The organism is Curtobacterium oceanosedimentum (assembly GCF_040545555.1).
GTDB lineage: Bacteria > Actinomycetota > Actinomycetes > Actinomycetales > Microbacteriaceae > Curtobacterium.
This window is the reverse complement of sequence record NZ_JBEPMD010000002.1, coordinates 233,253-247,896: the sequence shown is the minus strand read 5'-3', so window position 1 is coordinate 247,896 and position 14,644 is coordinate 233,253. Positions and strand designations below refer to the sequence as shown.

General features: G+C 70.1%; 9 protein-coding genes. 7 read left to right on the top strand and 2 right to left on the bottom strand.

The window, feature by feature from the left end:
* Positions 1-42: 42 nt before the first annotated feature.
* Complete coding sequence (locus tag ABIC52_RS03070) at positions 43-885, bottom strand: spermidine synthase (RefSeq protein WP_354026590.1); 843 nt, start codon at positions 883-885, stop codon at positions 43-45.
* 144 nt (positions 886-1,029) lie between these two features.
* On the opposite strand from ABIC52_RS03070, the gene ABIC52_RS03065 reads away from it, so the two are divergent.
* The 6 genes from ABIC52_RS03065 to rpoC all read left to right on the top strand — a co-directional run bounded on the left by ABIC52_RS03065 (position 1,030) and on the right by rpoC (position 12,105).
* Entirely contained in the window at positions 1,030-1,530 is a 501-nt protein-coding gene (locus ABIC52_RS03065) for a hypothetical protein (protein WP_209675606.1), read from the top strand.
* Positions 1,527-2,738 carry a sensor histidine kinase gene (locus tag ABIC52_RS03060; protein WP_209675604.1) on the top strand — a complete coding sequence of 404 codons (1,212 nt, stop codon included), beginning with the start codon at positions 1,527-1,529 and terminating at the stop codon, positions 2,736-2,738. Before ABIC52_RS03065 ends, ABIC52_RS03060 begins: the two co-directional genes overlap by 4 nt.
* Positions 2,735-3,424: a response regulator transcription factor gene (locus ABIC52_RS03055; protein WP_126892206.1), complete on the top strand. Its 690-nt coding sequence runs from the start codon at positions 2,735-2,737 to the stop codon at positions 3,422-3,424. Before ABIC52_RS03060 ends, ABIC52_RS03055 begins: the two co-directional genes overlap by 4 nt.
* Positions 3,425-3,757: 333 nt before the next feature.
* Positions 3,758-4,333: a hypothetical protein gene (locus ABIC52_RS03050; protein ID WP_209823789.1), complete on the top strand. Its 576-nt coding sequence runs from the start codon at positions 3,758-3,760 to the stop codon at positions 4,331-4,333.
* A 354-nt stretch (positions 4,334-4,687) separates the two neighbouring features.
* Positions 4,688-8,176: a DNA-directed RNA polymerase subunit beta gene (gene rpoB, locus ABIC52_RS03045; RefSeq protein ID WP_066657077.1), complete on the top strand. Its 3,489-nt coding sequence runs from the start codon at positions 4,688-4,690 to the stop codon at positions 8,174-8,176.
* A gap of 47 nt (positions 8,177-8,223) precedes the next feature.
* Positions 8,224-12,105 (top strand): DNA-directed RNA polymerase subunit beta', encoded by a 3,882-nt coding sequence (gene rpoC / locus ABIC52_RS03040; protein ID WP_058728465.1) that lies wholly within the window; start codon positions 8,224-8,226, stop codon positions 12,103-12,105.
* Positions 12,106-12,238: 133 nt separating this feature from the next.
* Here rpoC and ABIC52_RS03035 read toward each other — a convergent pair whose 3' ends face one another.
* Positions 12,239-12,604, bottom strand: coding sequence for a VOC family protein (locus tag ABIC52_RS03035; protein ID WP_126892208.1), 366 nt, complete (start codon positions 12,602-12,604; stop codon positions 12,239-12,241).
* Between the two features lie 357 nt (positions 12,605-12,961).
* On the opposite strand from ABIC52_RS03035, the gene ABIC52_RS03030 reads away from it, so the two are divergent.
* Positions 12,962-14,632: a GspE/PulE family protein gene (locus ABIC52_RS03030; protein WP_126892209.1), complete on the top strand. Its 1,671-nt coding sequence runs from the start codon at positions 12,962-12,964 to the stop codon at positions 14,630-14,632.
* Positions 14,633-14,644: the final 12 nt, after the last annotated feature.

Below are 14,644 nucleotides of genomic sequence, written 5' to 3'. Positions count from 1 at the left end.
CGGGCCTCCCGTCCGACGGGTGGTCGCGCCGCGACCGCGGGCTCAGCCGCCGAAGACGCTGCGGTTCGGCTCGGGGGACGCGACCGCGGTCGCGTCGGTGACGATGGGGGCCCCCGCCGTGAAGGCGCGGAGCTCCTGACCGTGCACCACCTTCGCCGGCATCGGGTCGGACGAGTACCGCCGGGGCATGTCCGCCACGGGCAGGTCGGTCCGCGACCCGAGCAGCACGATGTTGCCGAACCGCCGCCCCTTGAGCATCCCGGTGTCGGCGACCGCGGCGACCGACGGCAGGACGGCCTGCAGCGTCGAGGCCTGCCCCCGTGCGAAGGCGAGCCCGGCGCCGTCCGCCACGTTGACGGCGACGATCCCGGTGGGCGAGAGGAACTCGGCGACCGTCCGGTAGAACTCGATGCTCGTCACGTGTGCCGGGATCTGCGAGCCCCCGAACACGTCCACGACCGCCAGGTCCACCGTCCCGCGGAGCCCGGTCGGCAGCTTGCCGAGGACCTCACGGGCGTCCCCGTACCGGACGCGGATCGACGCACCGCGCGGGAAGGGGAGCACCTCGCGCACGTGTTCGACGAGGTCGCGCTCCAGCTCGACGACCTGCTGCCGCGAGCCCGGGCGGGTGACGGCGACGTACCGCGGCAGGGTCAGCGCCCCCGCGCCGAGGTGCAGCGCCGTGATCGGGCCCTCCGGCAGCAGGTCGATCGCGTGCCCGATCCGCCGGATGTACTCGAACGCCAGGTGCGTCGGGTCCTCGAGGTCGACGTGCGACTGCGGCGTGCCGTCGACCACGAGCGTGAAGGACCCGGGGCGGTGCCGGTCCGGCTCGACCGACGCCCAGCCCGCACCGATCCGGAACCCGTCGAACGCATCAGCCATGCCCCCAATGGAACACCACCGTGATCCCCACCCGGACCACCACCCGGACCACCACCCGTGGGTGGTGTGCCGCCGACCGCCGGCTCACGAGGCTGGGACCACCGGTCGGGGACCCCCGCCGGACACCTCGTCGGAAGGCACACCGTGTCCACCCAGCTCATCGCGAACGCCGTCATCGGCCTCGTCCTCGTCGGCTTCCTGGCGTACCGGCAGGCGACCTGGCGGACGCTCGACCCGGCGCGCGTCTGGCGCGCCCCGCTCGTCCTCGGCCTCGTCGGGGTCGTGGTGCTCGCGCAGGCGGCCGCCACCGTGACGACGCTCGACGTGCTCTTCCTCGGCATCGAGGCCCTGCTCGCGGTCGCGGTCGGCCTCGCGATGGGGTCGATGACCCGGTTCCGCGTGACCACCACCCCCGACGACCACGGCCGGACGCTGCAGGCGCGCACCGGCTGGGCGGGCGCCGGGCTGTGGCTGCTCCTGGTCGCCGTCCGCATCGGGCTCGACGTCGTCGGCGGACACCTCGGCGCGCACCTGCTCACCTCGACGGGCGCGATCCTGCTCGTCCTGGCGCTGAACCGGGCGGCACGGGCGCTGGTCGTCGACCAGCGCGTCCCGCGTGCGGCCAGCGGCATGATGGTCCGGTGACCAGCAGTCCGGACCCGGGGAGCACCACCGCCGCGTGGACCGAGCCCGTGCGCGACCGGAGCGGCTCCGTGCTCACCCGCGCCCTGAACCTGCTCGGCGTGCTGGTGGTCACGTACTGGTTCGTGCGCACCGGGACGGCCACCGGGCACCCCGCGTGGGTGTGGGTGGTCGGGTCGGTGGCGCTCGCCGCGTGGGTGCTCCGTGTCGCCGCGCGACGGGAGCGCCTGCTGCTCGCCACGGCCTGGGTCATGGTCGTCGCCGGGGCGGCGGTCGTCGTCCCCACGGGGGCGGTGGCGGTCGCCGTCCCGCTCGTGGGCGTCGTCGTCCTCGGCGCGAGCGCGCGGCAGCCGGCGTGGGCGGGACCGGTCGCCGCGACCGTGGCGCTGGTCGAGGTCGCGGGCACCGCCGTGCCGGCCGGGACACCGGTCGCCGTGGTGCTCGGTTCCGGCGGCGGACTGCTCCTGGCCGCCGTCGTCGGGTTCAGCCGCCGCCAGGCCCGCCTCGTCGAGGAACGCACCCGGCAGGCCGCGGTCGAGCAGCAGCGTGCCGGACTGCTGGCGGACCGGTCGCGGGCGGCCCGCGAGGTCCACGACGTCCTCGCGCACTCGCTCGGCGGGCTCGTCCTGCAGCTCGACGCGGTCGAGGCGCTGCTCGAGGCCGGCCGCGTCGAGGAGGCCACCCGGCGCGCCGGCGCGGCGCGGGCCCTGGCGGCGTCCGGGCTCGCCGAGGCCCGACGTGCGGTGCACGCGCTGCGGGACGACACGACGGGGCCCGTGACGCAGCCCGTGGACCTCGCGGGGCTGGCCGACGCCCACCGCGCCTTCGGCGGGGCGCTCACCACGCGCGGCGACCTGGGCCTGGTGTCGGTCGACGCGGCGCACCGCGCGGTCGTGGTCGCGGCCACCCGGGAGGCGCTGAGCAACGCCCGCCGTCACGCCGCCGGTCGACCCGTGGAGCTGTCCGTACGTGCGGCCGGCCCCGTGGTCGAGGTGACGGTGCTGAACGCGCTCGACCCCGCGAGCTCGGGCGCGGGCTCGGGCGCGGGCTCGGGTTCGGGGGCCGGCGCCGGGCTCGGTCTCGTCGGGATGCGGGAGCGGTTCGCGGAGCTCGGCGACGACTCGACCGTCACGGCCGGCGTGGTCGACGGGTCCTTCGTCGTGGCGATGCGCGTGCCGGCGACGACCGGCGGTGCGGGGGAGCGGGCGTGACGATCCGGGTGCTCGTGGTGGACGACCAGGCGATCGTGCGGGACGGCCTGGTGACGGTGCTGTCGCTCGAGCCCGACGTCGAGGTCGTCGGCGAGGCCGCTGACGGCGCTGCGGCGATCACGATGGTGGACGAGGACCCGCCGGACGTCGTGCTGATGGACCTGCGGATGCCGGGCACCGACGGCCCGACCGCCACCGCGGCGATCACGGCCGCACACCCCGAGGTCGCCGTGCTGGTGCTCACGACCTACGCCGACGACGCCTCGATCGTCGGCGCGCTGCGGGCCGGGGCGCGCGGGTACCTGACGAAGGACGCGGGCCGACGGGAACTGGCCACCGCGGTGCGCGCCGTGGCCTCGGGACAGGCCACGTTCGACGCCGGGGTCGGTGCGCGGCTCGTCGCGCAGCTCGGCGCGGGCCCCGGCACCGCCGGCGGTGCGGGAGCCGCCGGTGTCGACGTCGGTGTCCGGGGTGACGCTCCCGGGGGTGGGCTCCGTGACCGCTTCCCCGCGCTCACGCCGCGGGAGGCCGACGTGCTCGAGCGGATCGCCGCCGGTCGGACGAACCCGGAGATCGCCGCCGAGCTCTTCCTGACGGTGCCGACCGTGAAGTCCTACGTGAACCAGGTCTTCGCGAAGCTCGGGGTCCGCACCCGCGCCGAGGCCGTCGCCCGCGTCCTGCGCTGACGCAGCGTCGTCCCCGCACGGCCGGCCGACGTCACCACCAGCCGACGTCACCACCAGCCGACGTCAAGGGACAGGACGTACCGTTCTCCACGTCATCACCCGACAGGTGTCGAGCACCGCGCCCCGAGGGCGTGGCGTTCCGCCGGTCCGGGTGACCACGACGTGGTCGGCACGACCCCGCGCGACCCCCACCGCGCCCGGGTGCCCCGCACGTCGTCGGCGTGCCCCGAGGTGCGCCGCCCTACGGCGTGCGACGGCGCACCACACCACGCGTGCGCCGATCCCGGATCCGAGCGGCACGCGGCAGGACCCGACTCCCCCAGGAGACCCGCGATGACCGACACCCTCAGCGTCCCCACCCTGCGACCCGGCCGTGCTCCGCGACCCGGCCGTGCCACGAGACCCGGCCGCGCCCTGCCGGGGGTGCACCCGTCCACCCGGCCGCACCGTGCCTCCAGACCGGTGGTCGCGGACGGTGAGCGCGCTCCCCGGTGGATGCGCGCGGTCGGTGCCGTGCTGCTGCTCGGCGGTGGCGCGCTGACGGCGGCCGTCCTCGGCTGGCCGGGGGACGCGCCGGAGGTCGCCCTGCTGCTGCCGGGCGTGGTCGCCCTCGTCGCCGGAGCCCTGCTGCTGCTCGCGCGGACCGGCATCGCGGTGACCGACACCGACGTGGTGCTGCACTTCCGCCCGCTGCCGGCGCGCCGCATCGTCCGACGCCGGATCGCGGACGTCGCGGTCGTCGAGGCGGATGCCCGCACCTTCGGCGGGGTGGGGCTGCGCCTGGGCCGGGGCGTGCGGGCGCTCCTGCTCACCCCGGGGCGGGGCGTGCGGATCACGGACGACCGGGGTCGGGTCACCTTCGTGCGTGCCGAGCACCCGGAGGAGCTGCTGCAGGCACTCGAGGACTGACCCGGCTGCGGCTGACACCGAGGGGAATGCTCGGTGGGTGGCCGTGCTTATACACGCCATCGCCGAATCCGGTCAAGCCAGGACTGGACAGCGCGCGCCGGGGCGACCTATGATGACAGTTCGCGCTCCCTGGCATTCGTGTGTCGTCATATTGCGGTCGAACACGCGCCCTGGTGCAGCCGGTCCCGTATATGGCGGCGGGACCCGCTCACCGATCATCCCACAGGTCCCCGACGGTCGTTGCCGTCGTGCGTTCCGTGTCGGTGGTCCCGGGGTCGCGCCGAGCGATCAACCCACTCACCTACGTGCTGCTCGTCAGTACCGGCCCGACGGGGCCTACCGGAGGTCACACCCTTGGCTGCTGCGCCCAACGCATCCACCAACCCCAAGAACGGTCGCAACCACTCGCGACTCTCGTTCGCCAAGATCACGGACACCCTCACGGTGCCGGATCTGCTCGCCCTCCAGACGGAGAGCTTCGACTGGCTCGTCGGCAACGACGTCTGGAAGGCCCGCCTCGCCGAAGGACAGGAGCAGGGTCGCACCGACCTCGCGCTGCACTCCGGCCTCGAGGAGATCTTCGAGGAGATCTCCCCGATCGAGGACCTCGGCGAGACCATGCAGCTCTCGTTCACGTCCCCGGAGCTCGAGGACCCGAAGTACTCCATCGACGAGTGCAAGGAGCGTGGCAAGACCTACGCCGCGCCGCTGTACGTCAACGCCGAGTTCATGAACCACATGACCGGTGAGATCAAGACGCAGACCGTCTTCATGGGCGACTTCCCGCTCATGACCGAGCGCGGCACGTTCATCATCAACGGCACCGAGCGCGTCGTCGTCTCGCAGCTCGTCCGCTCGCCGGGCGTGTACTTCGAGCGCCAGCAGGAGAAGACCTCCGACAAGGACATCTACTCCGCACGCGTGATCCCGTCGCGTGGTGCGTGGCTCGAGTTCGAGATCGACAAGCGCGACCAGGTGGGCGTGCGCATCGACCGCAAGCGCAAGCAGTCCGTGACCGTCTTCCTCAAGGCCCTCGGCCTGACGAGCGAGGAGATCATGGAGGAGTTCCAGGGCTTCGCCTCGATCGAGTCGACCCTCGAGAAGGACGCCGTCCTCACGAAGGAAGAGGCGCTCAAGGACATCTACCGCAAGCTGCGTCCGGGCGAGCAGGTCGCCGCCGAGGCCGCGCGTGCGCTCCTCGACAACTTCTACTTCAACTCGAAGCGCTACGACCTCGCCAAGGTGGGTCGCTACAAGCTGAACCGCAAGCTCGGCATCGACGCGCAGCTCTCGGACTCGGTGCTGACCGTGCAGGACATCGTCCGCACCATCAAGTACCTGGTCTCGCTGCACGCCGAGAAGACCACGCTCGACGGTGTCCGCGACGGCGAGCCCGTCCAGCTGCGCCTCGACGTGGACGACATCGACCACTTCGGCAACCGTCGCATCCGCGCCGTCGGCGAGCTCATCCAGAACCAGGTCCGCACGGGCCTGTCCCGCATGGAGCGCGTCGTCCGCGAGCGCATGACCACGCAGGACATCGAGGCGATCACCCCGCAGACCCTGATCAACGTGCGACCCGTCGTCGCCGCGATCAAGGAGTTCTTCGGCACCTCGCAGCTGTCGCAGTTCATGGACCAGAACAACCCGCTCGCGGGTCTGACGCACAAGCGTCGCCTGTCGGCCCTCGGCCCGGGCGGTCTGTCCCGTGAGCGTGCCGGCGTCGAGGTCCGCGACGTCCACCCGTCGCACTACGGCCGCATGTGCCCGATCGAGACCCCGGAAGGCCCGAACATCGGCCTGATCGGTTCGCTCGCGTCGTTCGGTCGGATCAACTCGTTCGGCTTCATCGAGACGCCGTACCGCCGCGTCGTGAACGGTCAGGTCACCACGACCATCGACTACCTCACGGCGTCGGAGGAGGACGACTTCGTCGTCGCCCAGGCCAACGCGCCGCTGACCGACGACTTCCACTTCCAGGACGACAAGGTGCTCGTCCGGAAGAAGGGCGGCGAGGTCGAGCTCGTCGGCAAGGACGAGGTCGACTACATGGACGTCTCGCCGCGCCAGATGGTGTCGGTCGCGACCTCGCTCATCCCGTTCCTCGAGCACGACGACGCGAACCGCGCCCTCATGGGTGCGAACATGCAGCGTCAGGCCGTCCCGCTGCTCCGTTCCGAGTCGCCGCTCGTCGGCACCGGCATGGAGGGCTACACCGCCATCGACGCCGGTGACGTCGTCACCGCCGACAAGGCCGGTGTGGTCTCCGAGGTCTCGGCCGACGCCGTGACCCTGCAGCTCGACGAGGGCGGCACGCAGACCTACTACCTGCGCAAGTTCGACCGCTCGAACCAGGGCACGAGCTACAACCACCGCGTCATCGTCTCCGCAGGCGAGCGCGTGGAGCAGGGCGAGGTCATCGCCGACGGCCCCGCGACGGAGAACGGCGAGCTCGCGCTCGGCAAGAACCTCCTCGTCGCGTTCATGCCGTGGGAGGGCTACAACTACGAGGACGCGATGATCCTGTCGCAGAACCTCGTGAAGGACGACACGCTCTCCTCGATCCACATCGAGGAGTACGAGGTCGACGCCCGCGACACGAAGCTCGGCAAGGAGGAGATCACCCGCGACCTCCCGAACGTCAGCCCGGACCTCCTGGCCGACCTCGACGAGCGCGGCATCATCCGCATCGGCGCCGAGGTCCGCCCCGGCGACATCCTGGTCGGCAAGGTCACGCCGAAGGGTGAGACCGAGCTCTCCGCCGAGGAGCGCCTGCTCCGCGCGATCTTCAACGAGAAGTCGCGCGAGGTGCGCGACACCTCGCTGAAGGTGCCCCACGGTGAAGAGGGCACGATCATCGGCGTCAAGGTCTTCGACGCGCAGGACGGCGACGACGAGCTCGGCTCGGGCGTCAACCAGCGCGTGGTCGTCTACATCGCCCAGAAGCGCAAGATCACCGCGGGTGACAAGCTCGCCGGTCGTCACGGCAACAAGGGCGTCATCTCGACGATCCTGCCGGTCGAGGACATGCCGTTCCTCGCGGACGGCACCCCGGTCGACATCGTGCTCAACCCGCTCGGCGTCCCCGGCCGCATGAACTTCGGCCAGGTCCTCGAGATCCACCTCGGGTGGCTCGCGAAGCAGGGCTGGAACGTCGAGGGCATCCAGGAGTGGGCATCGGCCCTGCCGGAGGCAGCGCACAGCGCGGCGCCCGGCACGAAGGTCGCCACCCCGGTGTTCGACGGTGCGTACGAGCGCGAGATCGAGGGCCTCCTCGACAGCACGCTCCCGAACCGCGACGGCGAGCGCCTGATCGGTTCGTCCGGCAAGGCGCAGCTCTTCGACGGCCGCTCCGGCGAGCCGTTCCCGGAGCCCGTCTCGGTCGGCTACATGTACATCCTCAAGCTGCACCACCTGGTCGACGACAAGATCCACGCTCGTTCGACCGGTCCGTACTCGATGATCACGCAGCAGCCGCTGGGTGGTAAGGCGCAGTTCGGTGGACAGCGGTTCGGTGAGATGGAGGTGTGGGCGCTCGAAGCGTACGGCGCCGCCTACGCCCTCCAGGAGCTCCTGACGATCAAGTCCGACGACATCCTCGGCCGCGTGAAGGTCTACGAGGCGATCGTCAAGGGCGAGAACATCCAGGAGCCCGGCATCCCCGAGTCGTTCAAGGTCCTCATGAAGGAGATGCAGTCGCTCTGCCTGAACGTCGAGGTCCTCTCGGCGGACGGCCAGGCGGTCAGCCTCCGCGACACGGACGACGAGGTCTTCCGTGCCGCTGAAGAGCTCGGCATCAACATCTCCTCGCGGTTCGAGTCGTCGTCCGTCGACGACATCTGAGCCGGCCCGTACCGAACACGTTTCGAACTCAGCAAGAGAGAAGAACATTGCTCGAAGCAACGTCATTTGACGCCATCCGGATCGGCCTCGCGACCGCCGAGGACATCCGTCAGTGGTCGTACGGCGAGGTCAAGAAGCCGGAGACCATCAACTACCGCACCCTGAAGCCCGAGAAGGACGGTCTGTTCGGCGAGCAGATCTTCGGTCCGTCCCGCGACTGGGAGTGCGCCTGCGGCAAGTACAAGCGTGTCCGCTTCAAGGGCATCGTCTGCGAGCGCTGCGGCGTCGAGGTCACCAAGTCCTCGGTCCGTCGTGAGCGCATGGGCCACATCGAGCTCGCCGCACCCGTCACGCACATCTGGTACTTCAAGGGCGTCCCGTCGCGCCTCGGGTACCTCCTCGACATGGCGCCGAAGGACCTCGAGAAGGTCATCTACTTCGCGGCGTACATGATCATCGACATCGATGAAGAGGGCCGTCACGCCGACATGCCCGGTCTCGAGAACGAGATGCGCCTCGAGATCAAGAACCTCGAGGGTCAGCGCGACTCGATCATCGCGGACCGCCTCAAGAAGCTCGAGGACGACCTCGCAGCGCTCGAGGAAGAGGGCGCCAAGGCCGACGTGAAGCGCCGGACCAAGGACACCGCCGAGAAGGAGATGTCCCAGGTCCGCAAGTCCTTCGACGAGGACATCACCCGCCTCGAGCGCGTGTGGGAGGACTTCCGCAACCTCAAGGTCGGCGACCTCAAGCCCGAGGACGCCGTGTTCCACGAGCTGCAGGACCGCTTCGGGATCTACTTCGACGCCTACATGGGCGCCGAGGCGATCAAGCTGCGGCTCGAGGCCTTCGACCTGGCCGCCGAGGCCGAGTCGCTGCGCCTGCAGATCGCCGAGGGCAAGGGCCAGAAGAAGATCCGCGCGATCAAGCGTCTGCGCGTCGTCAGCTCCTTCCTCGCCACCGGCAACTCGCCGGCCGCGATGGTGCTCGACGTCGTGCCGGTCATCCCGCCGGAGCTCCGCCCGATGGTGCAGCTCGACGGTGGCCGCTTCGCCACGTCGGACCTCAACGACCTCTACCGTCGTGTGATCAACCGCAACAACCGTCTCCGCCGCCTGCTCGACCTCGGTGCCCCCGAGATCATCGTGAACAACGAGAAGCGCATGCTGCAGGAAGCGGTCGACGCGCTGTTCGACAACGGTCGTCGTGGCCGCCCGGTCACGGGTACCGGCAACCGCGCCCTGAAGTCCCTGAGCGACATGCTCAAGGGAAAGCAGGGTCGCTTCCGCCAGAACCTGCTCGGCAAGCGCGTCGACTACTCGGGCCGTTCGGTCATCATCGTCGGCCCGCAGCTCAAGCTGCACCAGTGCGGTCTGCCGAAGCAGATGGCGCTCGAGCTGTTCAAGCCGTTCGTCATCAAGCGCCTCATCGACCTGTCGCACGCGCAGAACATCAAGTCTGCCAAGCGCATGGTCGAGCGTTCGCGTCCGCAGGTGTGGGACGTGCTCGAGGAGATCATCCGCGAGCGCCCCGTCCTGCTGAACCGTGCGCCGACGCTGCACCGTCTGGGCATCCAGGCGTTCGAGCCGCAGCTCGTCGAGGGCAAGGCCATCCAGCTCCACCCGCTCGTGTGTGCTGCGTTCAACGCGGACTTCGACGGTGACCAGATGGCCGTGCACCTGCCGCTGTCGGTCGAGGCCCAGGCCGAGGCCCGCATCCTGATGCTCGCCTCGAACAACATCCTCAAGCCGTCGGACGGCCGTCCGGTGACCCTGCCCGCACAGGACATGATCATCGGTCTGCACCACCTGACGACCGTCCGCGAGGGTGCGCTCGGCGAGGGCCGTGCGTTCTCGTCGGTCGCCGAGGCGATCCTGGCCAAGGACCAGAACACGCTGCACCTCAACGCGATGGTGAAGATCCGCATGTCGGGTGTCCACTTCGCCGAGGGTGAGGCGCCGGAGGGCTACGAGGTCGGTCAGCCGATCCTCCTCGAGACCACCCTGGGCCGTGCGCTCTTCAACGAGACGCTGCCGGCGGACTACCCGTTCGTCCAGCGCGTCACCGACAAGGGCACCCTCTCCGCGATCGTCAACGACCTCGCCGAGCGCTACTCCAAGACCGAGACGGCCGCCGCGCTGGACCGGATCAAGGACGCGGGCTTCTACTGGGGCACGCGCTCCGGTGTGACCGTGGCGCTGTCGGACGTCGTGACGCCTCCTCGCAAGAAGGAGATCATCGCGGGCTACGAGGTCCAGGCCGCCAAGGTCCAGGGCGAGTTCGACAAGGGTCTGATCACCGACGCGGAGCGCCGCGCCGACCTGATCAAGATCTGGACCGAGGCCACGAACGAGATCGCGCAGGAGATGCGCGACAACTTCCCGATCGACAACACCATCAACCGCATGGTCTCGTCGGGTGCTCGTGGTAACTGGCTGCAGGTGCGCAACATCGCCGGTATGCGTGGTCTGGTGAACAACCCGAAGGGTGAGATCATCGCCCGCCCGATCATCAACTCGTACCGCGAGGGCCTGACCGTGGCGGAGTACTTCATCGCCACGCACGGTGCCCGCAAGGGTCTGGCGGACACGGCTCTCCGTACCGCCGACTCCGGCTACCTGACCCGTCGTCTCGTGGACGTGTCGCAGGACGTCATCATCCGTGAGGACGACTGCGGGACGACCCGTGGCCTCGAGCTGCCGATCGCGACCAAGGGCGAGGACGGCAAGCTCGTCCGCGACCCGCGCGTCGAGAACACGGTGTACTCGCGCACCCTGGCCGTCGAGGCCGTGGACGCGAACGGCACCGTGGTCGCCGAGGCCGGTTCGGACGTCGGTGACGTCCTGCTGGACACGCTGCTCGAGGCGGGTGTCGAGAGCATCAAGGTGCGCTCGGTCCTGACCTGCGAGTCCGCCGTCGGTGTCTGCGCGAAGTGCTACGGCCGTTCGCTCGCCACGGGCAACCTCGTCGACATCGGCGAGGCGGTCGGCATCATCGCCGCCCAGTCCATCGGTGAGCCCGGTACCCAGCTGACGATGCGTACCTTCCACACGGGTGGTTCGGCCTCGGCCGACGACATCACGCAGGGTCTGCCCCGCGTGACCGAGCTCTTCGAGGCTCGCACCCCGAAGGGCGCGTCCCCGATCGCCGAGGCCCCCGGCCGCGTCACGATCGAGGACACGGACAAGGGTCGTCGGATCATCCTCACGCCGGACAACGGCGACGAGCCGTTCATCTACCCGGTGCTCAAGCGTGCGACCCTCCTCATCGAGGACGGCCAGCACGTCGAGCTCGGCGAGCAGTTCATCGCCGGCACGGTGGACCCGAAGGAGGTCCTCCGGGTCAAGGGTGTGCGCGAGGTCCAGAAGCACCTCGTCAACGGTGTGCAGGACGTGTACGGCTCGCAGGGCGTGCCGATCCACGACAAGCACATCGAGGTCATCGTCCGCCAGATGCTCCGCAAGGTCACCGTCGTCGACCACGGCGACACCGACCTGCTGCCGGGTGAGCTCGTCGACCGGTCGCGCTACAACGCGCTGAACCGTGCGGCGCTGCAGGAGGGTCGCAAGACCGCCTCGGCTCGCCAGGAGGTCATGGGCATCACGAAGGCGTCCCTCGCGACCGAGTCGTGGCTGTCCGCCGCGTCCTTCCAGGAGACCACCCGCGTCCTCACGCAGGCGGCCATGGAGGGCAAGCAGGACCACCTCGTCGGCCTCAAGGAGAACGTCATCATCGGTAAGCTCATCCCCGCCGGGACGGGCCTCAGCCGGTACCGTGACGTGGACGTCGCCGCGACCGAGGAAGCCAAGGCGGAGCGGTACCCCAACCGCATCTTCGCCGACGACTCCTCGTTCTCGGACGCCGACCTGAGCTTCGTCGACTTCGACAGCTTCTCGTCGGACGACTTCACGCCCGGGACCTACAACTGAGCCTGAGCTGAACCCGGAAGGCCCCCGCATCCTCGGATGCGGGGGCCTTCCTCGTCCCACCGGCCGGGACGGCGGACGGGAGGCCCGTGGCGGGCCCGCCACGGGCCTCCCGTCCGCCGTGTGGCACGGTCTCTCAGGCGGTACGGCCCTTCTCGTCGACCAGCGAGTAGAGGCTGAGGACGTTGCCGTCGGGGTCGCGGACGTCGAACCAGTCGACGGCGCCGTCGACGCACTCGACCGGGCCGACGTCGATGCCGAGCGAGCCGATGCGGGCGTGCTGCGACCGGACGTCGTCGACGCCGAAGCGGACGGCCGCGGGGCGCTGCTCGGCGTCCGCGGCGAGGAAGAGCTGCAGCCAGATGCCGCCGATCTCGTACTCGACCACGCCGTCCTCGGGCTCGAGGTCGGGGTCCGCGCGCTGGAACACGGCGCCGTACCAGAGGCAGGACGCCTCGATGTCGGAGACGGGGAGCCCCACGGTCACGCTCGTGATGTCCATGTCTCATCATGGCTCGGAGCGGTCCCGCACGTCGAGGGGTTCGTCGTGCACCGGCCTCCGATCCGTCGTGTCCCGAACGTTCCTGCACAGGCCTTCGGCGTCGCCTCGTCGTCCACCGGCCGTCATCCCGAGCCGCGCGCCGCCGTCGTGGTCACGGAGCATCGACGCATGACGACCACCAGCCGGACCACTCGGTACCCGTCGGTACCCCAGCACTGGGGACACCCGCCACCCCGTCGCCCCCTCGTTGTGGGACTGCGGGGGTCGCACCGGGCGGCCGTAGCGTGGACGGGCGCCGCGCCGCTGCGGAGCACACAACCACGACCCGGTCTCGACCCGAAGGAGGCCCCGGGACACATGGCCACCCTGTCCGAGATCCTCATCCTCAACGGCGCACTGCCGATCGAACACCTCGACTCCATGACCGGCGACGAGACGATCGACGAGCGCGCGATCCGGTCCCTGGTGGACCAGGGTGTCGTGAGCGAGGCGCAGTACATCACGGCGCGTGCGGCGTCGAACAACTCGCACACCGTCCCGCTGACCGACTACCCGGTCGACGGCACCGCCGTGTCGATGCTGCCCGCGGCGCTCTGCCGCCGGCACGGGGTGCTCGGCATCGGGTTCGAGGGCGAGACCCTCGTGCTCGCGATGGTGAACCCCTCGAACGTGCTCGCGATCGACGACGCCCGCACCGCGTCCGGTCGTGCGATCAAGCCGCTCCAGGTCGAGGAGCGCGACCTCGTCAGCGCCCTCGACCGGTACCTGCGGGCCGACGACGAGATGAACGACCTGACGTCGTCGCTCGAGGACCAGTCGGCTGCGCAGACGCAGCAGCAGGTGGACCTGACCGACGGTGCACTCGACGACGTCCCGATCGTCCGCTTCGTCAACCTGCTCGTGTCGCAGGCGATCCAGGACCACGCGTCCGACATCCACATCGAGCCGGGCGAACACGAGGTCCGGGTGCGTTACCGCATCGACGGCGTGCTGCACGAGATGGCCCCGGCGCCGAAGAACATCCAGAACGGCGTGATCAGCCGGCTCAAGATCATGAGCGACATCGACATCGCCGAGCGTCGGAAGCCGCAGGACGGCCGGATGTCGGTGCGTCACGGCGGCCGGCAGATCGACCTGCGCGTGGCGACGCTGCCCACGGTGTGGGGCGAGAAGGTCGTCATGCGGATCCTCGACAACACGAACACATCGCTGACGCTCAAGGACCTCAACCTGCTCGAGCAGAACTTCCAGGCGTACCAGCGGTCCTACTCGAAGCCGTACGGCATGATCCTGGTCACCGGACCCACCGGTTCGGGCAAGTCCACCACGCTGTACACGACGCTCAACGCAGTCGCGAAGCCCGAGATCAACGTCATCACCGTCGAGGACCCGGTCGAGTACCGGATGGCCGGCATCAACCAGGTGCAGGTGAACCCGAAGGCCGGCCTGACGTTCGCGTCCGCGCTGCGCTCGATCCTGCGCTCCGACCCGGACGTGGTGCTCCTCGGTGAGATCCGCGACCACGAGACGGCGCAGATCGCGATCGAGGCCTCGCTCACCGGGCACCTGGTGCTCTCGACCCTGCACACGAACGACGCTCCCTCGGCCGTCACCCGCCTGACCGAGATGGACATCGAGCCGTTCCTGGTCGGGTCCGCACTCGACTCGGTGGTCGCCCAGCGTCTGGCCCGCCGGCTCTGCGACCGGTGCAAGGCCCCTGCGGTGTACGAGCCCGAGCAGCTGCACGCGCTCGGGTTCCTCGACCGTGCGGACGCGGCCGTGCCGGAGTTCTTCGCGCCGATCGGCTGCGCCGTCTGCTCGAACACCGGGTACCGCGGCCGCATCGCCCTGCACGAGGTCATGACCGTCACCGAGGAGATCGAGCGGCTCGCCGTCGCACGGGCCTCGAGCGCCGAGATCAGCCGCGTCGCCCAGCAGCAGGGCATGCTCACGCTCCGCCAGGACGGGTGGGAGAAGGTCAAGCTCGGCATGACCAGCGTCGACGAGATCCTGCGCGTGGTCGCGTAGTCCCGGGAGCAC